General features: G+C 66.0%; 21 protein-coding genes. 9 read left to right on the plus strand and 12 right to left on the minus strand.

What is annotated here, in order from left to right:
- Window positions 1-43 precede the first annotated feature (43 nt).
- A complete protein-coding gene (locus QTH91_RS08815) occupies window positions 44-1,537 on the plus strand; it encodes a polyamine aminopropyltransferase (RefSeq protein WP_390367942.1) in 1,494 nt (497 codons plus the stop codon).
- Complete coding sequence (locus QTH91_RS08820; protein WP_286659705.1) at window positions 1,534-3,141, plus strand: FAD-dependent oxidoreductase; 1,608 nt, start codon at window positions 1,534-1,536, stop codon at window positions 3,139-3,141. Before QTH91_RS08815 ends, QTH91_RS08820 begins: the two co-directional genes overlap by 4 nt.
- 24 nt (window positions 3,142-3,165) lie before the next feature.
- Here the strand turns inward: QTH91_RS08820 and QTH91_RS08825 are convergent, their stop codons facing one another.
- A complete protein-coding gene (locus QTH91_RS08825) occupies window positions 3,166-4,551 on the minus strand; it encodes an aminopeptidase P N-terminal domain-containing protein (RefSeq protein ID WP_286659706.1) in 1,386 nt (461 codons plus the stop codon).
- Window positions 4,552-4,683: 132 nt separating this feature from the next.
- Between QTH91_RS08825 and QTH91_RS08830 the strand changes: the two genes are divergently transcribed.
- Complete coding sequence (locus QTH91_RS08830; RefSeq protein WP_286659707.1) at window positions 4,684-6,603, plus strand: YncE family protein; 1,920 nt, start codon at window positions 4,684-4,686, stop codon at window positions 6,601-6,603.
- Window positions 6,604-6,660: 57 nt separating this feature from the next.
- On the opposite strand, the gene QTH91_RS08835 is transcribed toward QTH91_RS08830, so the two are convergent.
- Both QTH91_RS08835 and QTH91_RS08840 read right to left on the minus strand, forming a co-directional pair.
- Window positions 6,661-7,368, minus strand: coding sequence for a nucleotidyltransferase family protein (locus QTH91_RS08835; protein WP_286660621.1), 708 nt, complete (start codon window positions 7,366-7,368; stop codon window positions 6,661-6,663).
- A gap of 20 nt (window positions 7,369-7,388) precedes the next feature.
- On the minus strand, window positions 7,389-7,808 hold the full coding sequence (locus QTH91_RS08840) for an S-adenosylmethionine decarboxylase family protein (protein WP_286659708.1): 420 nt from the start codon (window positions 7,806-7,808) through the stop codon (window positions 7,389-7,391).
- 76 nt (window positions 7,809-7,884) lie between these two features.
- Between QTH91_RS08840 and tkt the strand changes: the two genes are divergently transcribed.
- Both tkt and gap read left to right on the plus strand, forming a co-directional pair.
- On the plus strand, window positions 7,885-9,936 hold the full coding sequence (gene tkt / locus QTH91_RS08845) for a transketolase (protein ID WP_286659709.1): 2,052 nt from the start codon (window positions 7,885-7,887) through the stop codon (window positions 9,934-9,936).
- Window positions 9,937-9,990: 54 nt separating this feature from the next.
- The gene (gap, locus tag QTH91_RS08850) at window positions 9,991-10,992 is read left to right on the plus strand and encodes a type I glyceraldehyde-3-phosphate dehydrogenase (protein ID WP_286659710.1); all 1,002 of its coding nucleotides are present in this window, start codon (window positions 9,991-9,993) and stop codon (window positions 10,990-10,992) included.
- A gap of 82 nt (window positions 10,993-11,074) precedes the next feature.
- Here the strand turns inward: gap and QTH91_RS08855 are convergent, their stop codons facing one another.
- The 5 genes from QTH91_RS08855 to QTH91_RS08875 all read right to left on the minus strand — a co-directional run bounded on the left by QTH91_RS08855 (window position 11,075) and on the right by QTH91_RS08875 (window position 15,295).
- The gene (locus QTH91_RS08855; protein WP_286659711.1) at window positions 11,075-11,383 is read right to left on the minus strand and encodes a putative quinol monooxygenase; all 309 of its coding nucleotides are present in this window, start codon (window positions 11,381-11,383) and stop codon (window positions 11,075-11,077) included.
- Window positions 11,384-11,447: 64 nt separating this feature from the next.
- Window positions 11,448-12,824 carry an amidase family protein gene (locus QTH91_RS08860; protein ID WP_286659712.1) on the minus strand — a complete coding sequence of 459 codons (1,377 nt, stop codon included), beginning with the start codon at window positions 12,822-12,824 and terminating at the stop codon, window positions 11,448-11,450.
- Window positions 12,821-13,870, minus strand: a complete 1,050-nt coding sequence (locus QTH91_RS08865) for a pirin family protein (protein WP_286659713.1) — start codon at window positions 13,868-13,870, stop codon at window positions 12,821-12,823. The genes QTH91_RS08860 and QTH91_RS08865 overlap by 4 nt, the downstream gene beginning before the upstream one ends.
- 7 nt (window positions 13,871-13,877) lie before the next feature.
- Complete coding sequence (locus QTH91_RS08870; protein ID WP_286659714.1) at window positions 13,878-14,354, minus strand: FKBP-type peptidyl-prolyl cis-trans isomerase; 477 nt, start codon at window positions 14,352-14,354, stop codon at window positions 13,878-13,880.
- Window positions 14,355-14,386: 32 nt separating this feature from the next.
- A complete protein-coding gene (locus QTH91_RS08875) occupies window positions 14,387-15,295 on the minus strand; it encodes a c-type cytochrome (RefSeq protein ID WP_286659715.1) in 909 nt (302 codons plus the stop codon).
- A gap of 87 nt (window positions 15,296-15,382) precedes the next feature.
- Between QTH91_RS08875 and QTH91_RS08880 the strand changes: the two genes are divergently transcribed.
- Window positions 15,383-16,003, plus strand: coding sequence for a DNA-3-methyladenine glycosylase (locus QTH91_RS08880; protein WP_286659716.1), 621 nt, complete (start codon window positions 15,383-15,385; stop codon window positions 16,001-16,003).
- Window positions 16,004-16,031: 28 nt separating this feature from the next.
- Here the strand turns inward: QTH91_RS08880 and QTH91_RS08885 are convergent, their stop codons facing one another.
- Entirely contained in the window at window positions 16,032-17,237 is a 1,206-nt protein-coding gene (locus tag QTH91_RS08885; protein ID WP_286660622.1) for an MFS transporter, read from the minus strand.
- A gap of 89 nt (window positions 17,238-17,326) precedes the next feature.
- On the minus strand, window positions 17,327-17,605 hold the full coding sequence (gene infA, locus QTH91_RS08890; RefSeq protein ID WP_286659717.1) for a translation initiation factor IF-1: 279 nt from the start codon (window positions 17,603-17,605) through the stop codon (window positions 17,327-17,329).
- A gap of 398 nt (window positions 17,606-18,003) precedes the next feature.
- On the opposite strand from infA, the gene QTH91_RS08895 reads away from it, so the two are divergent.
- On the plus strand, window positions 18,004-18,891 hold the full coding sequence (locus tag QTH91_RS08895) for a gamma-glutamyl-gamma-aminobutyrate hydrolase family protein (protein WP_286659718.1): 888 nt from the start codon (window positions 18,004-18,006) through the stop codon (window positions 18,889-18,891).
- An 18-nt stretch (window positions 18,892-18,909) separates the two neighbouring features.
- On the opposite strand, the gene QTH91_RS08900 is transcribed toward QTH91_RS08895, so the two are convergent.
- Together QTH91_RS08900 and QTH91_RS08905 are read right to left on the minus strand one after the other, a co-directional pair.
- A complete protein-coding gene (locus QTH91_RS08900; protein WP_286659719.1) occupies window positions 18,910-19,878 on the minus strand; it encodes a threo-3-hydroxy-L-aspartate ammonia-lyase in 969 nt (322 codons plus the stop codon).
- Between the two features lie 7 nt (window positions 19,879-19,885).
- The gene (locus QTH91_RS08905; protein ID WP_286659720.1) at window positions 19,886-22,816 is read right to left on the minus strand and encodes a DNA topoisomerase III; all 2,931 of its coding nucleotides are present in this window, start codon (window positions 22,814-22,816) and stop codon (window positions 19,886-19,888) included.
- 93 nt (window positions 22,817-22,909) lie between these two features.
- On the opposite strand from QTH91_RS08905, the gene QTH91_RS08910 reads away from it, so the two are divergent.
- Both QTH91_RS08910 and QTH91_RS08915 read left to right on the plus strand, forming a co-directional pair.
- Window positions 22,910-23,485 carry an SET domain-containing protein gene (locus tag QTH91_RS08910; protein ID WP_286659721.1) on the plus strand — a complete coding sequence of 192 codons (576 nt, stop codon included), beginning with the start codon at window positions 22,910-22,912 and terminating at the stop codon, window positions 23,483-23,485.
- A 6-nt stretch (window positions 23,486-23,491) separates the two neighbouring features.
- Window positions 23,492-24,313 (plus strand): biotin--[acetyl-CoA-carboxylase] ligase, encoded by an 822-nt coding sequence (locus tag QTH91_RS08915; protein WP_286659722.1) that lies wholly within the window; start codon window positions 23,492-23,494, stop codon window positions 24,311-24,313.
- The last annotated feature ends 10 nt before the right edge of the window (window positions 24,314-24,323 follow it).

A 24,323-nucleotide genomic window follows, 5' to 3' on the forward strand; every position in this document is an offset into this window, starting at 1 on the left:
CGCATCCATCGCCGCATCGCCCGCGTCTCGCAAGCCGGGGCCGATGGAGGTAGCGCTGCTCGCCAGCGTCTTCGTCATCGCCGCCTGCGGGTTAATCTACGAGCTGGTGGCCGCGTCGCTCAGCTCCTACCTGCTGGGCGATTCCGTGCTCCAGTTCAGCACCGTGATCGGCACCTACCTGTTCGCCATGGGCGTGGGCTCGTGGCTGTCGCGCTTCCTGGACCGGCAACTGCCCGCGCACTTCCTGCGCATCGAACTGCTGGTGGCCTGCGTCGGCGGCCTGATGCCGGTCGCGCTGTACCTGGCTCACGCCTGGCTGCCCGGTGCATTCCGAATGCTGCTGTACGGCCTGGTGCTCGTGGTGGGCACGCTGGTCGGGCTGGAGATTCCCTTGGTCATGCGGATCCTGCGCAGGCACGTGCAGCTCAAGGATCTGGTGTCGCAGGTGCTGACCTTCGACTACCTGGGCGCGCTGGCGGTTTCGATTGCCTTCCCGCTGTTGCTGGTGCCGCAGCTTGGGATGATCCGAACCGGCCTGCTCTTCGGCTGGATGAATGCTGCCGTCGCCTTGTGGGCACTGTGGCTGTTCAGGCATGAGCTGCGTCGCCTGGCGGCCCATGTGGCGGCATGTGTGCTCACGCTCCTGATGCTTGGCGCAGGGCTGGTCTTTGCCGACCGCGTCAGCAGCCTGGCCGAAGACCACCTCTACCAGGATCCGGTGGTCTTTGCCGCCAGCTCACCGTATCAGCGCATCGTCGTCACGCGCGGGCGTGGCGGACACCGGCTCTACCTGAACGGAAACCTGCAGTTCGCAGAGCGCGACGAGTACCGGTATCACGAAGCGCTGGTCCATCCCGCCATGGCCGCGCATGGTGCGCCCAAGCGGGTGGCGGTGCTGGGCGGCGGCGACGGCATGGCGGTGCGCGAGGTCCTGAAATATCCCTCGGTCCAAAACGTGACGCTGGTCGAGCTCGATCCGAACATGACGCAGCTGTTTTCCGCACATGAGACGCTGGCCGCGTTGAACGGACATTCGTTGTCGTCGCCCAAGGTGAAGATCGTCAATACCGACGCCTTCCGCTGGCTGCAGGAGGGCGAAGACACGTTCGACGTGATCGTGGTGGACTTTCCCGATCCCACCAACTTCGCCATCGGCAAGCTCTACACCAACTCCTTCTATGGCCTGCTCGACAAGCGCCTGGCCGCCAGCGGGTATGCGGTGGTGCAGACCACGTCGCCGCTGGTGGCACGCAAGAGCTTCTGGACCGTGGTGGAGACCATCGAATCGACCGGGCTGCGTGCGACGCCCTATCACGCGCATGTGCCGAGCTTTGGCGAGTGGGGCTTCGTGCTGGCCAGCCACAGGCCCTGGCGCATGCCCGATGCCCTGCCGAACGGAATGCGCTTCCTTTCGCCCGAAGGCCTGCCGCAGATGTTCGAGTTCCCGCTCGACATGAGCCGTGTTCCCGCGGCCGTCAACCGGCTGTCCAACCAGGCGCTGGTCTCGACCTATGAGCAGGAGTGGGGCCGGCAATGATCGACCGTCGCCGCTTTCTGGGCACGACGGCGGGCCTGGGCGCGATCACGCTCGCGGGGTGCGAGCAGTCGAACGATTCGATCTCGGGCGGGTTTCGCGGCATCGACGTGGCACGCGGTCATGCGTGGCGCGATGGCGCGCTGGCATTGCCCGGCGGCTCCGTGCGTCATGCGCGCACGCGGGTCGTGATCGCCGGCGGCGGCGTGGCCGGCCTGGCCGCGGCACGCGCGTTGCGCCTGTCCGGCGTCGAAGACTTTGCGCTGCTGGAGATGGAAGACAGCCCGGGCGGCAACAGCCGAGGCGGCGCGGTCAACGGCCTACCGTGCCCGTTGGGCGCCCACTACCTGCCCGTGCCCGGTGACGATGCACCGGAAGTCCAGGACCTGCTTGAGGAACTCGGCCTGCGCCGGCGGGTGGCCGGGCGCTGGCGCTACGACGAGCGCCACCTGTGCCACAGCCCGCAGGAGCGCTTGTTCTTCCGCGGCCACTGGCAGGACGGTTTGTTGCCGCGCGAAGGTGTGGAGGCCGCCACGCTGGAGCAATACCGCCGCTTCGAGCAGTTGGTCGAGACCTGGCGTCGGCGCGCCCGGTTCGTCATTCCGGTGGGCAGCGCCCTGCCCTCGGCCGATCAATTGGCGCTGGATGCCCGCTCCTTCGACGACTGGCTGTCCGAGCAGGGCCTGGACGATCCGCACCTGCGTTGGTACCTCGACTACTGTTGTCGCGACGACTATGGCGCCGGCAGCAGCGTGGTGTCGGCCTGGGCAGGCATTCACTACTTCGCCAGCCGGCATGGCTTCCATGCTCCAGGCAGCGCCAGTGCCGCGTCGGACGAGGCCGAGCAAGATGCGGTGCTGACGTGGGCCGAGGGCAATGGCTGGCTCGCACGCCGCCTGGCAGAGCCACTGGGCGAACGCTTGCGTACCGGACAAGTCGTGCTGCGCATCGCCGACACCCGTTCAGGCGTCGAAGTCGATGCCTTCGACGTCAAGACGCGCCAGACCGTGCGCTGGCAGGCCGAGCGCTGCGTCGTCGCCCTGCCCGTCTTTGTCGCCGCGCGTGTCGTCGAGAGCCCGCCCGAACTGTTGCGCCAGGCCGCTACCGCGATGGGTCACGCGCCCTGGCTGGTGGCGAACATCCATCTGCGCGCCCCTTTGGCGGACCGCTCACACGGCGCTGCGCCAAGCTGGGACAACGTCGTCTACGGCACGGCTGGCCTAGGCTATGTGGACGCCGGCCATCAGCGCCTGGACCCGACGCCGCGCGCCACGGTGATCAGCTGGTATCGCCCGCTGGGGCCGAGCCGGCACGATGGCGGCGACGGCCGCCAGCGCCTGTTGGAGCGACCTTGGACTGGCTGGCGCGATGACTTGCTGAGCGAACTGCAGGCAGCACATCCCGACCTGCGCGACGTGGCCACGCGCATCGAAATCACGCGCTACGGTCATGCGATGGCCATTCCGACGCCCGGCCTGCTCGAACGGCTTGGCGCCGGCCGCCGGCGCATCACGCACGGCAGTCTGGCATTCGCCCACGCCGACTGGTCGGGCTATTCGATCTTCGAAGAGGCCTTCTGCCGCGGACATTGGGCGGCGCAAGTTTGAGCTTGAGCCGCCGCAGTGGCGCGATCAGTCGCGCATCAACGCTTCGATCTCGTCGGCCTTGACGGGCACACCGCGTGTGATGAGCTCGCAACCCTGTTCGGTCACGATGGCATCGTCCTCGATGCGGATGCCGAGGTTCCAGAAGCCTTCGGGCACGCCTTCGGTTGGCCGCACGTACAGGCCTGGTTCAATGGTCAGCACCATGCCGGGACGCAGGATGCGGCTGGGCCGGTTGGTGATGAGCTCGCCCGAGAGCGGATCGCGCCGTTCGCTGGTCCGGCCGACTTCGTCGGGCTCCACGTAGCTGCCGCAGTCGTGCACGTCCATGCCCAGCCAGTGGCCGGTGCGATGCATGTAGAACGGGAAATAGGCGCGTTGCTCGATCACGTCCTGCGCGGAACCGACCTTGTCGGCATCGAGGATCTTCAGGTCGAGAAGGCCTTGCGCCAGCACCTTGACGGTGGCTTCGTGCGGGTCGTTGAAGCGCGCGCCTGCTCGCGTGGCGGCCACCGCGGCGTCCTGGCTCGCGAGCACCAGGTCGTACAGCTCGCGCTGCGGCCCGGTGAAGCGGCCATTGGCCGGGAAGGTGCGTGTGATGTCGCTGGCGTAGCCGTCCAGTTCGCAGCCGGCGTCGATGAGCACCAGTTCGCCGTCCCGCACCGGGGCCGCATCCGCCCGGTAGTGCAGCACGCAGGCATTGGCGCCGGCGGCAACGATCGAGCCATAGGCCGGGTACTGGGAGCCCCCCATGCGAAATTCGTGCAGCAGTTCGGCATCGAGGTGGAATTCGCGCACGTCCTGGCCTTGGCGCAGCATGCGGGCCGACGTCTGCATGGCGCGGACGTGCGCCCGGGCGCTGATCGCCGACGCCTTGCGCATCACGTCCTGCTCATACGCGTCCTTGACCAGGCGCATCTCGTCTAGCGGCCCGCACAGGTCTCGCTGCTCGTCCGGGCACAGCGCGCCGAACCGGACCCGGGCGCGCACGGACGACAGCCACTTGTCGATGCGCGTCTCCAGTCCCTTGTGGGTGGCGAAGGGGTACCACACCACCGACCGGTTCTCCAGGAGGCGAGGCATGAGTGATTCGAGCTCGTCCACCGAGTGCGCTTCATCGACGCCAAGCGCGCCCGGCGCCGCATCGGGGCCGAGCCGGTAGCCGTCCCAGATCTCGCGCTCCAGATCCTTGGGGGCGCAAAAAAGCGTCGACTTTCCGCGGCCGTCGAGCACCAGCCAGGCATTGGGCTCGGAAAACCCCGTCAGGTAGAAGAAGTAGCTGTCGTGCCGGTACTGGAAGTCGCTGTCACGGTTGCGCTGGCGCTCGGGCGCCGTCGGAACGATGGCCACCCCATCCTTGCCAAGCTGGGCGGCCAGGCGCGAACGGCGGGAGGCTTGGTGATTTTTGATCATGATGTCACCATTAGATACGCTTGTGGATTGGTGCCAACAGGCACAGCAGGGTCCCAGGAAACAATTGCAAGACTCATTGCCCGACAAGAAGGCTTGCACGTAAAAACCGTCTCACTATTTAGGAGATGTTTTTTGTCTAGTTTTGCACATAAGGGCCTGAGTTTGCTGGCCTTGGCCGTGCTCGGCGTCGCCGGCTGCGGCGGTGGTGGCGGCGGCGGCTCCGCCAATGGCGCGGCGACCGGTAGTGGCGTTGCAGTGGCCGGCACGACCGGCACTACGGGCACAACCGGCGCCAATGCAACCAGCAGTGCCGGCGCCAATGCTTCGGCGCCGGACATCGTCGACAGCTCGGGCAACGTGACGGCCACGACCTATCGTGACACGGCACAGAAGATCGCTCAAGACGCGGGCATTCTTTACCGCTACGGATCGCCCTCGGCGGTCGGCGTGGCGACCACGGTCGCGCAAGCCAACAGCACGGCTTATCCCGCCTATTCACCGTACGAAAGCCAGGTGACCTGGCAAGTCGGCGGTCCGTACAGCGACGACGCGGGCGACTTTTCCAGCAACATGGGCCAATACGCCTTCGCGCCGGACAATTCGGGCCAGTACGCTGGCATCGGCACCCTCGAACTGCTGGCGCAGCGCAACAACACCTTCTCGTACGCGCCGCAGCCGAGCTGGACCTTCCCCCCGGCCGTGGCCGTGGCACCGGCAGGCGCCAACGAGTACTACAACGCAGGGGCGCCAGCGGCGCTGGGCCGTTGCTACGGGTATGTCTGTTCCCAGACGGTGATCGCCTTTGCCAACGGCACGATCGGCGTCTTCGGCAGCAACACGACGACGGAGGCGCGCAGCGAGATCAAGCTGGATGCAGACAAGGTGCCGACGGCGGTGGCCGTGACAAACGCGGGTGAGTTCGCGCTGGTAACGGTGTGGGATACGAAGAACCTCAAGGGGCAGGTGGCGGTGATCGCGCTGGCCGGCAGCGAGCTGCTGCACATGGATTGGCCACTGCAGCATCCCGGCCTGCCCAACATGGGCGCCTTCGGATTCATGAAGCTCCTGGGCTACGTCGACCTGCCCGGCATGAATGCACCGACCGAGATATCGGCCACGACGAATGTCGACTTCGAGTCCTATCAGCGGCTTTACCTCCCGACGGGCTCGGACCCTGCCAACTGCAATCGGTCGAGCTTCGTGCTGTATCGCGACGTGCTGCTGTCGAATGAGACCAACCGTCAGACCTTCATGGACGGTGGCTGCAACGCTGGTGCCTATCCTCATGGCGGCGTTGCGGTGGTGGTTTCCAAATCCGAAGGCAAGGCGGCTTTCATCAATCTGAAGCCGTTGTTCGACTACTACCAGTCGATGTACTTCGGCACGCGCGCCAACTTCGACCGGACGTTGACGCTGGGCCAGGCCGCGAACCAGTGGCCCTTCCCGTTCTCGGAGGTGTCGTCGCAAAGGCCGACTCTGATCAAGACCGTGGATCTCGGCAAGCGCCCGACCGCGGTGAAGGCGTCGATCGCGGGCGCGCAGCGCGCCTGGATTGCGACGGAAGACGGCACCCTGCAGATCTTCAGCCTGGGCAACTATGCGGGCAATGGCTCGGCCTCGCCCGCCGACATCGCGCTCAGGGGATCGATGGCCGTGGGCAAGAATCCGACCTCGCTGGCCTATGTCAAGCACGACAACGCAGGCGACCTGATCGTGGTTTCTCGCGGCGACAACAAGATTCAGTGGGTGCAGTTCAGTGGCAACAGCGGCAGCGTCATCCGCACGCTGCAGGACTCGCGCCTGAAGGATCCCATCTGGGCCGAGGACAACGACAACCACGGCACCGAGTCGTTCGTGCTGACCGTTGCCGACTATGCGGGCAAGCGGGTTTCGAACTACCGATGGGGGCCGGTGATCTTCCGCAGCAACCCGGGGACCTCCTGCCAGCCGGAGGCTGGTTGCGGGATGATTGGCGGTGGCCCGTTCGAGTACGGCGGTAGCTTCGACGTGCCGGGCAAGGTATTCCAGCTCACCGGTGCCAACGTGCCCTGAACGGACTCGACCGAAGCAACAAGAGCGGCTCGCCCAGGCGGGCCGTTTTCTTTTCCTTCAGACTTGCAACTGCGCCAGACGCTCGGGCGTTCCGACGTCGGTCCAGGGCCCTCGGTACAACTCGGCACTCACGCATCCGGATCGCATCGCTGCACGCAGCAGCGGCCCCAGCGCCGCCTTCGCGCCCCCCGGATTGCCCGCCTCGATGTCGCAATACGGCTTTGCGAACAACTCGGCGCGGTACAGCGCGATGGTGGAGAAGGTGAATCGTTCGTCCGCATCAGCCAGCGCATCGCCGGCCGGTCCGATGCCGAAATCGCCCTTCGGGTTGTGCGGCGGATTGGGCACCAGCCAAAGGTGCGCCAATCGCCCACTGCGCTCGAAGCGTGCCATGGCCTCCTGAGTGAACCGGAACTGCGGCGCAAAGACATCGCCGGCGCAAACCCAGAACACTGGCGCCAGTTGCGGCAGTGCGCGCACGATGCCGCCGGCGGTCTCGAGCGCGCCGCCGAAGTCACGGCCCTCCAGCGAATACGAAAGCGCCACCGTGCAACCTTCATCCGGAAGCGTCAGTTGCCGCCCGAAGTGCGCCGGGATCTGCGCCTCCAACCATGCGGTGTTGATGAGCACGCGCGAAATGCCGCCACGCGCCAGCGCTTCGAGCGGCCATTGCATGAGCGGCTTGCCCTGCACTTCGAGAAGCGGCTTGGGCGTGGCGTCGGTCAACGGGCGCATGCGCTCGCCGCGGCCAGCGGCCAGCACCATCGCCTGGGCCATCGACTGGCTCAAGACGCAGCGCCCGCCAGAGCTGGCACTGGCAGTTCCTCGGCGCGCAACGCGCCACGCACCAACGAGTGCAGTTCGCGCCGGCCAGGCTGGAACAGCGAGATCAATCCTTCCAGGAGCGAATGCGCCGCACCAGAGCGATTGCCGTCGACATTGCAGACATACACATCCAAGGTCACGGCCCTCAATTCGGGCCATGTGTGAAGGCAAAGGTGGGATTCGGCGAGCAGAACTGCTGCGGTCACTCCGCCCGGCCCATGCCCCCTGGATGGGAAAGAATGCGTGAGCTCGCCCACCGGTTGCAGCCCGGCTGCGATGGCAGCTTTGTGGCAAACGGACTTCAGCGAGCCGGCGTCGATCAGCCATTGATCGGCGCAGCGGCAGTCGTGCAAATCGGCAGTCAGGTGCAGGCCATGCATGGGGTCGACTCTAGCAGCCGGCCGCGCCCGCTAAAATTGCGGGTTCTCCCCCAGAATTCCCCAGAAAGCCACACCCATGGCCCAACAAGCCTTGATGGCCAACGCGATCCGCGCGCTGGCGATGGACGCAGTTCAACTCGCCAACTCCGGGCATCCCGGCGCACCGATGGGCATGGCCGACATGGCCGTCGCTCTGTGGGGCGAACATCTGCGTCACAACCCCACCAATCCGCACTGGTTCGATCGCGACCGCTTCGTGCTGTCCAACGGCCACGCCTCGATGCTCATCTACGCCGTGCTGCATCTGGCCGGCTACGACTTGCCCATCGACGAGCTCAAGCGCTTCCGCCAACTGCACAGCAAGACGGCTGGGCATCCCGAAGTCGGTATCACGCCCGGCGTCGAAACCACCACCGGCCCGCTCGGCCAGGGCATCACCAACGCCGTGGGCTTCGCTTTGGCCGAGAAACTGCTGGCCAGCGAGTTCAACCGCGACGGCCACAGCATCGTCGATCACCACACCTACGCCTTCCTGGGCGACGGCTGCCTGATGGAAGGCATCAGCCACGAGGCGTGCGCGCTGGCCGGCGCCTGGAAGCTGGGCAAGCTGATTGCCCTGTACGACGACAACGGCATCTCGATCGACGGCCCGGTCAAGCCCTGGTTCATCGACAACACGGCCGAGCGCTTCAAGGCCTATGGCTGGAACGTGATCGGTCCCATCGACGGCCACGACGTGCCTGAAGTCTCGCGCGCCATCGCCGAGGCCAAGAAGCAGGATGAGCGGCCCACGCTGATCATCTGCAAGACGCAGATCGGCAAGGGCAGCCCCAACCGTGCCAACACCGCCAAGGCGCACGGCGAGCCTCTGGGAGCCGAAGAGATCGGGCTGACCCGCAGCGCGCTGAACTGGTCGCACGCGGCCTTCGAGCTTCCCCAGGCCGTCTACGACGCATGGGACGCCAAGGCATCCGGCGCCGAAGTCGAGGCCGCCTGGAATCAGAAGTTCGACGCCTACGCAGAGGCCTTCCCCGATCTGGCTGCGGAATTCACGCGCCGGATGAAGGGCGAGCTTCCCCGGAGTTTTCACCAGACCGTTCTCGACGCAGTCGTCGCCGCGCACACCAAGGCAGAGACGGTGGCCAGCCGCAAGGCATCGCAGATCGCGCTGGAAGCCTTCACCGCCGCGTTGCCCGAGTTGCTCGGCGGCAGCGCCGACCTCACCGGCTCCAACCTGACCAACACCAAGAGCACGCCCGCGCTGCGCTTCGGCAGCCAAGGCGAGGTATTGCGCAGCGAAGGCAACGAACAGAACCCGGACGGCCTGCCCGGGCGCCACATCAACTACGGCGTGCGCGAATTCGGCATGGCCGCCATCATGAACGGCGTGGCGCTTCACGGCGGCTACATCCCCTACGGCGGCACCTTCCTCACGTTCAGCGACTACAGCCGCAACGCCATCCGCATGGCCGCGCTGATGAAGCAACGCGTGGTGCACGTGTTCACCCATGACTCGATCGGGCTCGGCGAAGACGGTCCGACGCACCAGTCGATCGAGCATGCGGCCAGCCTGCGCCTGATTCCCAATCTGGACGTCTGGCGCCCAGCCGACACCGCAGAAACCACCGTGGCCTGGGCCGTGGCCCTGCAGAACGCAACGCGCCCCACGGCGCTGCTGCTGTCGCGCCAGAACCTGCCCTATTCGCCCAAGGCCGACCTGAGCGACATCAACAAGGGCGCGTACGTGCTGGCCGAGCCCGAGCGCGTGGGCCTGAAGAAGAAGGCGCAGGCCGTCATCATCGCCACCGGCTCCGAGGTGCAACTGGCGCTGGCAGCCCAGGAACAGCTGGCCACCAGGAAGATCGCCGTGCGCGTGGTCTCGATGCCATCGACGACGACCTTCGACCGCCAGGACCTGGCCTACAAGAAGCGTGTGCTGCCGGCCGGCCTGCCCCGTGTCGCCGTTGAAATGGGCGCCACCGACGGCTGGTGGAAATACGGCGTCGCCGCAGTCGTCGGCATCGACACCTACGGCGAATCGGCGCCCGCCGGTGTGCTGTTCAAGCATTTCGGCTTTACCGCGGACAACGTGGCGGCCACCGTCGAAGCGGCGCTGCGCCGCCGCTGAACGCGGTCCGACCCACCTCATTTCCTTGTTTCATTCATCCATCAGGAGCTCCACATGGCTATCAAGATCGGGATCAACGGCTTCGGCCGCATCGGACGCATGGTGTTTCGCGCCGCGGTGCAGAACTTCAAGAGCGACATCGAAGTCGTCGCCATCAACGACCTGCTGGAGCCCGACTACCTGGCCTACATGCTCCAGTACGACTCGGTGCACGGCCGCTTCAAGGGTGAGGTGAGCGTCGAAGGCAACAACCTGATCGTCAACGGCAAGGCGATCCGCCTGACGGCTGTGAAGGATCCCGCAGAGCTCAAGTGGGGCGAGGTCGGTGCCGACGTGGTGATCGAATCCACCGGTATCTTCCTGACCAAGGAAGGCGCGCAGAAGCACATCGATGCCGGCGCCAAGAAGGTGATCATGTCCGCGCCGAGCAAGGACGACACGCCCATGTTCGTCTTCGGCGTCAACGACAAGACCTACAAGGGCGAGGCGATCATCTCCAACGCCTCCTGCACCACCAACTGCCTGGCACCGCTGGCCAAGGTTCTCAACGACAAGTGGGGCATCAAGCGCGGCCTGATGACCACGGTGCATGCCGCCACCGCCACCCAGAAGACCGTCGACGGCCCGAGCAACAAGGACTGGCGCGGCGGCCGCGGCATCCTCGAGAACATCATCCCCAGCAGCACCGGCGCCGCCAAGGCAGTGGGCGTGGTGATTCCCGAGCTGAACAAGAAGCTGACCGGCATGTCCTTCCGCGTGCCGACCTCCGACGTGTCGGTGGTCGACCTGACGGTGGAACTGGTCAAGGAAGCCAGCTACAAGGACATTTGCGCCGAGATGAAGTCGCAATCCGAGGGCGCCATGAAGGGCGTGCTGGGCTACACCGAGGACAAGGTGGTCGCCACCGACTTCCGCGGCGACCCGCGCACCTCGATCTTCGACGCCGAAGCCGGCATCGCGCTGGACGGCACCTTCGTCAAGCTCGTGAGCTGGTACGACAACGAATGGGGCTACTCGAACAAGTGCCTCGAGATGGTTCGCGTGGTCAGCAAGTAAGCTGGTTCGCCTCAAAAGAAAAAGCGCGCCCTTTGGCGCGCTTTTTTGTTGCCCGCGCGATCGCCGCGGGGACGCTGCCGACTCAGGCGGGTTCCAGCACGTGGATCATGCGGCTAGCCAGCATGTCCTTCGTCTTGGCCGCATAGGCTTGCATATGGGCCGAGGCACCGTGCGCCTGCAGTGCGGCCAACGAGGCCCACTTTTCGACCACCATGAAGGTGTCTTCGCCGATCGAGCCTTTGGACGGCGGAAGACCCTTGGCGTCGACGACGGCCTGGTATTCGATGCAGCCGTCTTCCGCCAGGACGGCCGGCACGTTGGCCTGAAAGGCTTCGAGCACGGCGGCGCGCTGGCCAGGCTTGGCGGTGATGACGGCGATGACGTGGATCATGTGGCGTGGTCTCCGAAAAGGTGTTCGAGATGAATGAGGTCCGAGCCTAAACCCGCCTGGCCGATCAGGCTGTCGCCAACAGGCGCGCGAGCGCGACGGTGGTGCGGTCTTCCAGATAGGGCCCGATGATCTGCACGCCCAAGGGGAGGCCGGCCGCGTCTTTGGTCAGCGGCGCCACCGTGGCCGGCAGCCCAGCATGCGAAGCCATGGTCGACCACGCGCCTTGCGCGCCGAAGCGGGTGTCGCGGCCGTCGATCTTCAGGCTGCGCTCGTTCCAGTCGGCGGCGTCCTGGTGCGCAAAGGCAGCGCAGCCGAAAGGCGGGCAAAGCAGCGCGTCGAACTCGTCAAAGAAAGCCCGCCACTGCACGCGCAGGGCATCGCGCCGACCCATCAGGCGAATCCAGTCATGCGCGCTCAGCGTCGTGCTGCCGCCAGGTTGGGCGACCGACAGCACCGTGTTGACGAGCGTGCCGTAGTCCTTGCTGAGCGACTGCAGGTCGGGCAGCAGATCGCTCTTGCGGGCCACGGCAGCGCCGGCGTCCTGCAGTCGTGCTGCGACGTTGTCGAGCGCCTGGCGCATCTCGGTGGCGCATTCGGCGGCCGGATGCTCGGCGAGCACCAGCACGCGGAAGTCGCGCAGGCGGGCATGGCGCGGCGCCACCAATTGCAACTGCCAGGCGGCGGCGTCGGGCATCTCGGGGCCGGCCAGCACATCGAGCGCGAGGTCGAGGTCTTCGGCGCATCGCGCGAGTGGCCCGATCACGCCGGGCCGGTCGCCCGGCTCGAGATCGGTGCCGGGAAAGTCCTGGCCACGCGAGGGCAGCACGCCAACGCTGGGCTTGTGTCCGTAGACGCCGCAGAAATGCGCCGGCACGCGGATCGATCCGTACAGGTCGGAACCTAGTTCCAGCGCCACCATTCCAGCGGCGAGCGCAGCGGCGCCTCCGCCAGATGATCCACCGGGCGTGCGGGCTGGGTCGTGGGGGTTGACGGTGCGGCCATGAATGGCGTTGGCGCTTTGCCAGTCCGCCAGCGCGGTGGGCACGTTGCTCTTGCCGAGGATGACGGCGCCGGCGGCTTTCAGTCGCTCCACCGCCGTGGCATCGCGCTCCGGCATGAAGTCTCGAAACGGCGGCAGGCCCCAGGACGTGGGCAGGCCGGCCATGTTGAAGCTTTCCTTGACCGTCATTGGCACGCCCGCCAGCGGCAGACGTTCGCCGCGCGAACGCGCGGCATCGACGCCCTTCGCTTGCTCGCGGGCGCGACCGAAGTCGCGCAACACCACGGCGTTGATGGCCCCGTCGCGTGCCTCGATGCGGCCGATGGCGGTCTCGCAAAGTGCCGCTGCGCTGACACGGCCTTCGTTCACGGCGCGAGCGCAGGTGGATGCGCCGGCATCGAGCAGTTGTCCGGGATCGGTCGTGTCGAGGTTTCGGCTCATGATTCGTTCGCTGCGGAAGGGCGTTCCTCGCGACCATCCGGATGGCGCGCGAATCGCGCCGTTTCGCGTCCATGGACCGGCGCGGCGTCGGGCCACGGCCAACCACCGAACTGGGTGCGCCGGTAGTCCGTCATGGCCTGCATGATCTCTTGCTGCGTGTTCATGACGAACGGGCCGTACTGGGCAATCGGCTCGCCGATCGGACGACCCTGCAACAGCAGGCACTCGGCCACGGTGTCGCCACTGTTGACCAACTCGACGGCCGCATTCGCGTCGAGCTCCACCGCGGCATGGCTGCCCAATTTCTCGCCGGCGATGAGCAGCGCCTGGCCCTTGAAAAAGTAGAGCATCCGCTTTGCCTCCCGGCCAAGCGCGGCGGGCAATGTCCAACGCGCGCCGGGCGAGAGGCGCAAGGTCCAGATGGCCACGTCGGCCTCGATGCGCGCTGCCCATGAATCGGGGGGTGGCGCCAGCGGCACGAGCGGGTGGTCGCCACGCAATGTGCCTGCGATGCAGGCCACTTCGATCTGGCGCCCATGGGCATCGAGCATGCGCTCGCGCGGGATCCGCTCCGACCAGAACATGGTGAAGTGCGCAGGCGCCATCTTGCTGGCCGCAGGCAGGTTCAGCCAGATCTGGAACAGTTCCAGCGGATTGTCCGCGTCGGTGCGCAGCAGCGGGAACATCTCCGAATGGACGACGCCGCCGCCTGCGGTCAGCCATTGGACGTCGCCACCTCCAAAACGCGCGGCCGCGCCGAGTGAATCGGAATGGTCGATCAGGCCTTGGCGCACGATGGTCACGGTCTCGAAGCCGCGGTGCGGATGCGCGGGAAAGCCGGGCACCACCTCGCCGTGGTACATGCTCCAGCCATCCTTGCGGCTGAAGTCCTGGCCGATGGCGCGCCCTTCGAGCTTGGCGTCGGGCCCCATCTGCGCGTTGGCGCGCGGATAGGCGTCATCGTGATGCACGCAGAACAGGAACGGGTCGATCGTCGGCCAGGGAAAGCCCAGCGGCTGCGCTTTCAACACGGCAGAGGCGGACATGTGCGGATCAGTGGTGATGGCCGTGCTCGCCATGGACGTGGCGGTGAGCGATCTCCTCCGCGGAGGCCGCACGCACGCCCGTCACCTTGAGCGCGAAGCGCAGCGACATGCCGGCCCAGGGATGATTGCCGTCCAGATGCACCTCGTTGCCCTTGATCTTCTTCACGTAGAAGATCTGCGGCTGGCCCTCGTCGTTGGTGCCCTGAAGCTGGCCGCCAACCTTCACGCCCGGCGGAAACTCTGACTTGGGGATGGTCCGGACCAGTGCCTCGTCGCGCACGCCGAAGGCATCCTCGGGCGCCAGCGACAGCGTGGTGGCGTAGCCCACTGTCTTGCCGTCCAGGGCTTCCTCGATCTTGGGCAGGGTGTTTTCGTAACCGCCGTGCAAGTAGGTCATGGGGTTCTGGCTCTGCTCGATCAGCTTGCCGTTGGCGTCGCTCACCTTGTAGCTCAGGGTGACGACGGAGTCTTTGGTGATTTGCATGGCGGCATTGTCTCGCAGCGCCGCTGGCCGCGTCAGCCGGGCACCTTCCCCGCGAGGCTGCGCAGGTAGGCGTAGAGGTCGTGCACGTCCTTGTCGTTCATTTGAGAGAGCGAGCCGAAGGGCATGACCTGGATGGCGCTGCCGTCTGCGCGGCGGCCGGTCTTGAACATGCGGCCGAAGTCTTCCGCGCTGGCGTAGTTCGGCATGACCGAGCCCTCTCCAGACGTCAAGCGGGGGGCGGCCGGCCAATCCGGCGGGCCCCCGGGGATCTTGCCGCCTTGCAGCTTGGCGCCATGGCAGCCCTGGCACATGTTGGCCACGTAGGCGCCCCGCGCGAGCATGTCGCTGTCCGGCACCGGCATCTGTGGCGGCAGCGAGTGGTCGATCTTGGCCGCCGCATCCTTCATCACGCCGAAACCGTAGGCCACGCGCACGGGAAGCGGGAAGTCGACCACCGCGGGCCCGCCTTCGGCTGGCGGCATCTGGCGGATGTACGCGACCAGCGACGCCAGGTCGTCGTCGGTGAACCGGTTGTAGTCTTCGCTGGGCATGACCATCAAGGGGCGGCCATCGCGATTGACGCCGTGGCGGATGGCGCGCACCCAGTCGATGGGTGCGTAGGCCGCTGTGACGCTGCCCGGCCCTGGCGCAATGTGCGGTCCGGCGATGCGCAGACCCTTGCCGTCGTCGACGAACATGCGTCCGTTGCCCTTCTCGCCGTGGCAGTCGACACAGCCGCGCGACGCGAAAAGGTACTGCCCGCGCGCCACGCTGGCTGCATCGGTGCGATACGCGACGGCTTGTATGGATGGCAGCTCAACCAGGCGCTGGCGTCGATGCTCGCTCATTTGAGCGCCTGCGAACAAGGCAATGGCGACGAGGATGAGCAGAACGGCGACCGCGATGCCAGCTCTTCGCAGCCAGTTGCGAGCGCGGGTCATTGGAGGGGCTCGCTTGCGTGAAACGGAGGCAATGGCATGGTGATGGCCTGGATCAGTGAAGCCAACAATGCTAGGAAATAAGTATTAATGACGTCAATCGCCCATCCTGGGGAGTCCGGCGATCTGATCGCAGGCATCGACTTTGGCGCTGACGCCTTCGAGGTGGCGCGGCAACTGATCGGCGTCACGCTGCTGATCGACGGCGTAGGTGGCCGCATCGTCGAAACCGAAGCCTATGACCGGGACGACCCGGCTTCGCATGCGTTCGTCGGGCCGACCTCCCGCAATGCGGCGATGTTCGGTCCGCCCGGCAGAGCCTATGTCTATCGCTCCTACGGCATTCACTGGTGCCTGAACTTCGTGTGTCGCGAAGAGGGCCATGGGGCGGGGGTGCTGATCCGGGCCGTCGAGCCGACGGCCGGATTGCCCGTCATGCGTCGCCGTCGCGGCCTGGCTGATCCTCGCCTGCTGTGCGCCGGGCCCGGGCGCGTGGGCGAGGCGCTGGGGGTGGATGGCGGCTTCAACGGCAAGCGCCTGGATTCAGCGCCATTCGAACTGGTGGCCGCCGATCCTGCTGCGCCCCTGGAGTTGGTGGTCGGGCCGCGAATCGGCATCAGCAAGGCGGCCGACCGGCCATGGCGCTTCGGCGAGGCGGGCTCGCGCTTCTGGAGCCGCCCATTTCCCTTGGCGCGGCGGCAGGGCAGCTAGAACCGACTATCAGCGACGACGCCTAAGCCTAGGCCCGTGACCTGAATGTGCTCGCGCCGTCGGCCGCCCGGGGTGGCCGCGGCAGCCAGGCAAATGCTGCCGCCCCGGCGCCGAGCAGGCCGGCGATGGTCAGCAGCACGGCGACAAAGGGATCGAGCCCATGCGCCTTCGCCAACGATGCGACCGCGCCGGTCAGCCACTGCATCACCGCTACGCCCAGGAACATCGCCATGGTGAAAAGGGCCAGCGCGCGACCCGCCATCTCGGCCGGATAGGCCGCCTTGGTGTCGGCGTACTGCAGGACGATGTAGCCCGACAACACGCCCACGACGAGCATGACGGCCACGTCGATCGTGGCGGTTGGCGCGAGCGCCATCAGCAGAAAGCCGGCAGCCACGCACAGCGTGAAGGCGACGATCCATCGCCTGCGGCTTGCCGGTCCCGGGTCGTAGCGCCCGAACAGAGGCGGCCCGACCAATCCGACGATGGACACGACAAGCGCGATGTTGCCGCTTTCGACCAGCGAAAAGCCATGCCGCTCCACCAGCAGGGGCCCAAGCCAAAGTCCACGAAGCGAGATGAAGGCGGCGTACGTGACGGACGCCAACGCAAGGATGCCCAGCGTGTGCGGCAGGGCGAAGAGCGCGCCATAGCTCTTGAGCGCCGCCCACATCGAAGGTGCCGGCGCCAGGGTGATGGCCGGTTCCCGCACCTTCCAGGCCATCAACAACCAGGCGGCCAGCGAGCACAGCGCCAAAGCGACGAAGCCGGCCCGCCAGGAGGTGGTGTCCACCAGCCACGCCAGCGGCGTTCCGGTGAGCAGCATGCCCACCGAGCCCAAGCCCATCGTCAGGCCTGATACCGACGCAAACTGTTCTGGGGGAAAGTGACGGGCGATGAACACCGTGCACACCAGGAACGCCGGCGCGCATCCGATGCCGATCAGCACCTGGCCCATGACCAGAACTGGAAAGCTCTGAGCCATCGCCGACAGAACCGCCCCGGCGATGGCCAAGGGAAACGCCACCAGCACCGTGCGGCGCAGACCGTGGACGTCGATTCCCATGCCCATGAAGAACTGCAGGGCACCGAACGCGAAATGGAAAGCGCCCGCGAACAAGCCGAGTTGCTGGGCGGAGAGATGGAATTGCGCCTGCAGCGGCGGCGCCAGGATGGCGGCCACCGTGCGGAAGGATTGGCTCAGGGCGAAGGCGCTGCACAGCGCCAGCAACATCACCCAGGCGGGCGCGAAAGAGCGGGGAGCGTCGCCGGCGCGAACGGTGTTCTTCACGCCTTCAGATGGCGGCGAGCGCCTGCCGTGGCTCAGCGACGGTTATGGCTGCCGCCGGATGAGGGGCCTGGGCCGGTGCCCGGGGCGCGACGCTCCAGGTGGCGGAAGGTGATGCGACCCTTGGTCAGGTCGTAAGGCGACAGTTCCAGCGACACCTTGTCGCCGGCCAGGATGCGGATGTGGTGCTTGCGCATCTTGCCGCCGCTGTAGGCAATCAACTGGTGGCCGTTGTCCAGCGTCACGCGGTAGCGCGAGTCCGGCAGTACTTCGGTCACCGAACCGCTCATTTCGATCAGTTCTTCCTTTGGCATTCAATCCCTTTGCAAAAATCCTCACCGCAGCCGAAACCAGGCGCGGGGCGCATGCGGATTGCCAGCATTTGGAGGTGGCGAACCGCCCGAACCCGAGTGAGTGTTCGAGGACACTGCGAGCAGGCCGTGCACCCAAAGGCAATTGCTTCAAGTGCGGACCGCGATCGAGCGAACCCTCAATAATAACCGATCAACACAAAGTTTGCCTCGTTGCCAGGTCGGGAACGACCCCGCGATCTTGGCTGAATCGTGTGACCGCTGCGTTGCTCAAATCACGAAATCAGGAGAGCTTCCCTAGGGTGCAAGGCACTTGCTTACAGCAAACGTCCACCGAAACGCGCCACAATCAAATTTGGATTGACCAACTGGCGCCTGCCACCTCAGGCGCCCCGCCAGGGATGACTCAAAGCGTTGCCAGCCGTCTGAAGATCGGTTTGTCGGCCTGTTTCCAGCATGCCGACCCGTCGCGCTCGCTGTTCACCAACAAGACCTTGCAATACGTCGAGCAGTCGATCGCGCATTGGCTCATGTCAGCCGGCGCTCTGGTGGTCATGGTGCCGTGTCCGACCGGTGAGACAGCCCGCGGCGACACCAGCCTGGCGCACTACGCGGAGTGGCTCGACGGCGTGGTCATGCATGGCGGCGCCGATGTTTGGCCGGGCACCTATGGCGAAGTGCCCTTGCGCGACGCCTGGATGGGCGACCGGGTGCGCGACCTGTACGACCTGGCGGTGGTCGAAGCCTTCGAACAGGCCGGCAAACCGGTATTCGGCGTCTGCCGGGGGCTGCAACTGATCAACGTCGCCTTCGGCGGCACGCTGTACCAGGACATCGAAACCCAGCATCCCAACGCACTGCAGCACCGGGATCCGATCAGCTACGACCAGAATTTCCACGACATCGAAGTGGTCGAGGGAACGCGTCTGTCCAAGCTTTATCCGGGCGTAACGCACGCCCGGGTCAACAGCATCCACCACCAAGGCATCAAACACCTGGCGCCGGGATTCGATGTGGAGGCCTGGAGCTATCCGGACCACGTGCCCGAAGCCATCAGGCGTCGGCCGGGCGAGGGCGGCCGCGGCTACATTGCGGCCACCCAGTGGCACCCGGAATTCCATCAGGGCAACGGCCCCGTCCACACGATGGACGACACGGCCATCCTGCATGACTTCCTGAATGCGTGTCTCATGGCGCGCAGCCAGCGCCGGCCGCATCCGCGCGGGCTGCCCGGCAAGGTGCGCGATCGCGCCTCGCGGCTGCTGCGGCAGGCGCTGTTGCGCCACTGACGGCGCGCGCGAGCCGGCTCAGCCCACCAGTTCGCAGAACCGCTTCAAGTCAACGTTTCCGCCGCTGACGATCACCCCGATGCGTTTGCCGGCCCATTGCGGTGCCAGGCGGCGCGCCGCGGCGAACGCGAGGCAGCCGGTTGGCTCCACGATCATCTTCATGCGCTCGGCGAAGAAGCGCATGGCTTCCACCAGCTCGGCGTCGCTGGCCGTGTGGATGTCGTCCACGTCGCGCCGGATGATGTCGAAGGTGTAGTCGCCCAGGTGCTGCGTTTGTGCGCCGTCGGCGATGGTGCGCGGCGTATCGATGTGCACGATGCGGCCCTCGCGAAAGGAGCGCTGGCCGTCGTTGCCCGCTTCGGGCTCGACGCCGAAGATCTTGCAATCGGGTGCCAGCGCCCGCGCCGCCAGCGCACTGCCCGACAGGAGCCCACCGCCGCCCAGGCAGACGAAGAGGGCGTCCAGCGGTCCGCATTGCTCGATCAATTCCATCGCTGCCGTGCCCTGGCCAGCGATCACGTGCGGATGGTCGTAGGGCGGGATGAGCGTCAGGCCGCGCTCCTGCGCGAGGCGCTTGCCGATGGCCTCGCGATCTTCGGTGTACCGGTCGTAGTGGACCACCTCGGCGCCGTAGCCCTTGGTGGCTGCGACCTTGATCGCCGGCGCGTCGTTGGGCATCACGATGGTGGCCGGCATGCCCAGCAACTGGGCCGACAACGCAATGGCTTGCGCGTGATTGCCCGACGAGAAGGCCACCACGCCGGCCTTTCGCTGCGCCGCGTCGAAGCACGACAGGGCGTTGAAGGCGCCGCGGAACTTGAAGGCACCCATGCGCTGGAAGTTCTCGCACTTGAAGAAGAACCGAGCGCCGGTTTCGTCATCGAGCAGGCGCGAGGTCAGGCTGGGCGTGCGATGCGCATGGCCGTCGATGCGGCCGGCGGCGGCCACCACGTCAGCATAGGTGGGAGCGGGAAGCTTGGCAGTCATGGCGCGATCATCCCAAGTGCTTGCCGACCACACCGGCCAATTCAAACATGCTGACCTGATCCTTGCCGAACACGGGGCGGAGCTTGTCGTCGGCGTTGATCTTGCGCTTGTCGACCGCATCCTGCAGTCCGTTGGCCTTGATGTAGTCCCACAGCTTCTTGATCACTTCGGTGCGTGCGACGGGCTCGTTGCCGATCACGGCCGCCAAGGTCGCGTCGGGCTGCAATCTCGAGGCGGTACTCGTCTTGCGCGGCGCTTTCGCAGCCGCCGTCTTCTTCGCCGCAGGTGCCTTCTTGGCCGCCGGCGCTTTCTTCGCGGCGGCGGCAGGACGTGCCGGAGCGCCCTTTCGCGGGGGGAACTTGGAGGCTCGCGGTTCGAACTCGAAGGTCACCTTGCCTTCTTCCGGGTTCCAGACGAGGAAAGCCTTGAACGAACGTCGGGTGCGCATCGACACGAACTTGTCGAGCAAGTCGGTCTTTCCGGTGCTCAGCAACTTCTGCACCTGTTCGGTCGACACCGGTTGCGACAGCACCACCTTGCCGGTCTTGAAGTCGCAGCTTGGAACGGGTTGTGCGGCCGTGGGGACCGACTTCTCGCACAGGTAGTTGCTGCCCCACTCGAAAACCTTGCCGCCGCACTTGGGGCAAGGCCCGAGCGCGGTCTGGCCGGCGAAGTCGACCATCTCGCCTGTCTCGGCCGGATCCTTCTCGTCGCCAAAGTCGAACTCCAGCTTGTAGTTGTGCGCTTCCTCGTCGAAGCGAAGGACGATCTCCGACACGAACGGCCAACCCGCCTTGGAGCGAAAGCCTTCCAGGGGGCCGATGTGCTTGTCGCGCAGCAGCGCTTCGGCCTCGGCCACCTCGAAGGTGCGCCCTGCCGGCGATTTGCCGAATGAGAAGCCGCATGGCTCCTGTCCGGCCTTGCCCGTGCAGGCGAAACGGCGATAGTTCTCGCGCACCACGCCGCCGCAATTGGGGCAGGGCGTTTGCAAGGTGGCGTAGTCGCCGGGCACGGAATCGCGGTCGTATTCCTTGGCCTTCTGGACGATGTGGCGCGTCATCTCGGCGATCTCGCGCATGAACTCATCGCGGCTGAGCTTGCCATGCTCCATCTGCGAAAGCTTGTATTCCCATTCCCCGGTGAGCTCGGCCTTCGACAGTTCTTCCACGCCCAGCCCGCGCAGCAGCGTCATGAGCTGAAAGGCCTTGGCGGTGGGGATGAGTTCCCGTCCTTCGCGCAGCATGTACTTCTCGGCCAATAGACCTTCGATGATTGCGGCGCGAGTGGCTGGGGTGCCCAGGCCCTTTTCCTGCATCGCTTCGCGCAATTCGTCGTCGTTGATCAGCTTGCCGGCGCCTTCCATGGCGCCCAGCAGGGTCGCTTCCGAATAGCGTGCCGGTGGCCTCGTCTTGAGGCCCTTGACGTCGGCCGACTCGGTGTGCACCTGCTCGCCGTGCCTCACCGGGACCAGGTTCTTGCCGTCCTTCTCGTCGTCTTCGCTCACGGCCTCCTTGCCGTAGATGGCCATCCAGCCCGGCTTGACCAGCACCTTGCCGTCGGAGCGGAAGGCGTAGTCGCGGCCTTCGCGCGTCACGGTGCTGACGCGGGTGGTGACCTGGAATTCGGCGCTCGGGAAGAAGACGGACATGAAGCGCCGCACCACGAAGTCGTAGAGCTTCTGCTCAGCGTCGGATAGGCCGCTGGGCGCCTGCAATGTCGGGATGATGGCGAAGTGGTCCGACACCTTCGCGTTGTCGAAGATGCGCTTGTTCGGCCTCACGTAGTTGCCGGCGACGGCCTGCTTCGCGAAGGGCGCCAGGTGACTCATGCTGCTGCCGGCCAGCATCTCCATGGTCTGCTTGACCACCGGCAGATAGTCCTCGGGCAGTGCGCGAGAGTCCGTCCGCGGATAGGTCAGCGCCTTGTGCCGCTCGTAGAGCGATTGCGCCAGCGCCAGCGTGGTCTTGGCTGAAAAGCCGAAGCGGCCGTTGGCCTCGCGCTGCAGCGAGGTCAGGTCGAACAGCATCGGGCTGGCCTGCGTGGTGGGCTTGCTTTCCTCGGTGACGGTCGCGGGCTGTCCACGTGCGGCTTCGGCCACGGCCAGTGCGTCGCGCTCGTTCCAGATGCGGTCGGCCCGCTGTTCGGGGTCGGCCTCGCCGTTGGGCAGCAAGGGGGCGTTGCCCTTCTTCCAAGCCGGATCGAACCACTTGCCGGGGTACTGCCCGGCTTCGGCCTGGAAGGTCGCGTGCACCTCCCAATAGTCGCGGCTGACGAACTTGCGGATCTGCTCTTCACGTTCGACCACCACGGACAGCGTGGGCGTCTGCACGCGACCCACGGTGGTCAGGAAGAAACCGCCGTCGCGCGAATTGAAGGCGGTCATGGCGCGCGTGCCGTTGATGCCCACCAGCCAGTCCGCCTCGGAGCGCGAGCGGGCTGCATCGGCCAGCCCCTGCATCTGCCGCTCGGTGCGCAGGCTTTCGAAGCCATCGCGGATTGCCTGCGGGGTCATCGACTGCAGCCAAAGGCGCTGCACCGGCTTGCCCAAGGGCTTGCTGCCGCCTGCGTATTGCTCGATCAACCGGAAGATCAGTTCGCCTTCGCGGCCCGCGTCGCAGGCGTTGACAAGGGCCGTGACGTCCTTGCGCTTGGCCTGCCGCACGACGGCGTTCAGGCGCGTCTTGGTCTTCTCGACCGGCTTGAGGTCGAAGCGCGGCGGAATCACCGGCAGGTTGGCAAAGCTCCACTTGCCGCGCTTGACGTCGAACTCCTCTGGCGCCTGGATCTCCACCAGGTGGCCGACGGCGCTGGTCACCACGTACGTGTCGTTCTCGAAATGCTCGTCGTGCTTGTCGAACTTGCCTGCCACCGGCGTGAGGGCGCGCACGATGTCCTGTGCCACCGACGGCTTTTCCGCAATCACCAATGTCTTTGTCATGTGTGCTCTCTCTACAATCAGTCGGTCACGCACGCGTGCGCACATGCATGTACGCGCGCGCGGGCCTTTTATTCAAACTACCAGACTTCGCCGATGGCATCCAAATCCACCCCGAACAGCAGTCGCCGAATCCAGATGCGACGCTCGCCCGTCCACGGCAACGGCGTGTTCGCTGCCCAAGACCTGGCCGCCGGCGAAACGCTGATCGAATACAAGGGCGAAGTGATCGACTGGCCCGAGGCCCTGCGCCGCCATCCGCACGATCCATCCCAACCCAATCACACGTTCTACTTCCACATCGACAACGACAACGTCATCGATGGCGGGGTCAAGGGAAACATCGCGAAGTGGATCAACCACTCGTGCGATCCCAATTGCGAAGCCGACGAGCAGGACGGGCGTATTTTCATCAAGGCCCTGCGCGACATCGCCGCCGGGGAAGAATTGAACTATGACTACGGCCTGATCATCGACGACGAAGAGTACACGCCCGAACTGTTGGCCGAATTCCCCTGCTGGTGCGGGGCAGAGGCTTGCCGTGGCACCCTGCTTTCGCCGCGCGAGGACGAGGACGAGGACAAGAAGAAAAAGAAGAAGAAAAAGAAGGCCAGGGCAAAGGCCAAGGCAAAGGCGAAGGACAAGAAGAAGTCGGCCAAGAAGAAGGACTGATTTCGCATGTCCGCCGCCGACTGGCCCATGGCTGAACTCGAGGCGCAACTGGCTTCGGTGCTCCCGGGTTGCCGCGCGGAGCATCTGGCCGAAGTCGATTCGACCAACACCGAGTTGATGCGGCGCGCCCGTTCGGGCGTCGCCGGGCCTGTGCTCCTGGTGGCCGATCGCCAGACCGCCGGCAGGGGGCGCATGGGGCGCTCCTGGCAAAGCGCCATCGGCGCGGCCGATCCCGCATCGCTCACCTTTTCGCTGGGGCTGCCGCTGGCACCCAAAGAGTGGTCCGGCCTGTCTCTGGCGGTCGGCGTTGCGCTGGCCGATTGCCTGGATCCGGATGGCCGCGCCAGCGTGTCGCTCAAATGGCCCAATGATCTCTGGGTCGAAGGCCGGAAGCTTGGGGGCATCCTGGTCGAGACCGCATCGTCCGCGCAGGGCGGACAGGGCAATGCGCGGGAGCGGCACGTCGTCATCGGCGCGGGCATCAACATCGCCAAGCGGCCGGGTGACGGCATGCGCACGCCTCCGGCTTGCGTTCACGAATGGCAGCCCCAGGCAACTGCGCCCGAAGTCCTGCTGAGCTTGGCAGCGCCGTTGCTCAGGTCCGTGCTGGAGTTCGCCGAGGCCGGCTTCGGTCCGCTGGCAGAACGCTTTGCAAGACGCGATGCCTTGCGTGGTCACGAAGTCGCGTTGAGCGACGGACGGACGGGCCGCTGCGAGGGCGTCGGGCCGGGCGGCGAACTGCGCGTTCGCACCGGCGACGGGGTGCAGGCCATCACCAGCGCCGAAGTGAGTGTGCGGCCGAGCGAGAGTCGGGCCAACTTCTCTTGAAAAGACTCTG

Origin of the sequence: Variovorax dokdonensis (genome assembly GCF_030316895.1) — a bacterium.
Lineage (GTDB): Bacteria > Pseudomonadota > Gammaproteobacteria > Burkholderiales > Burkholderiaceae_C > Variovorax > Variovorax dokdonensis.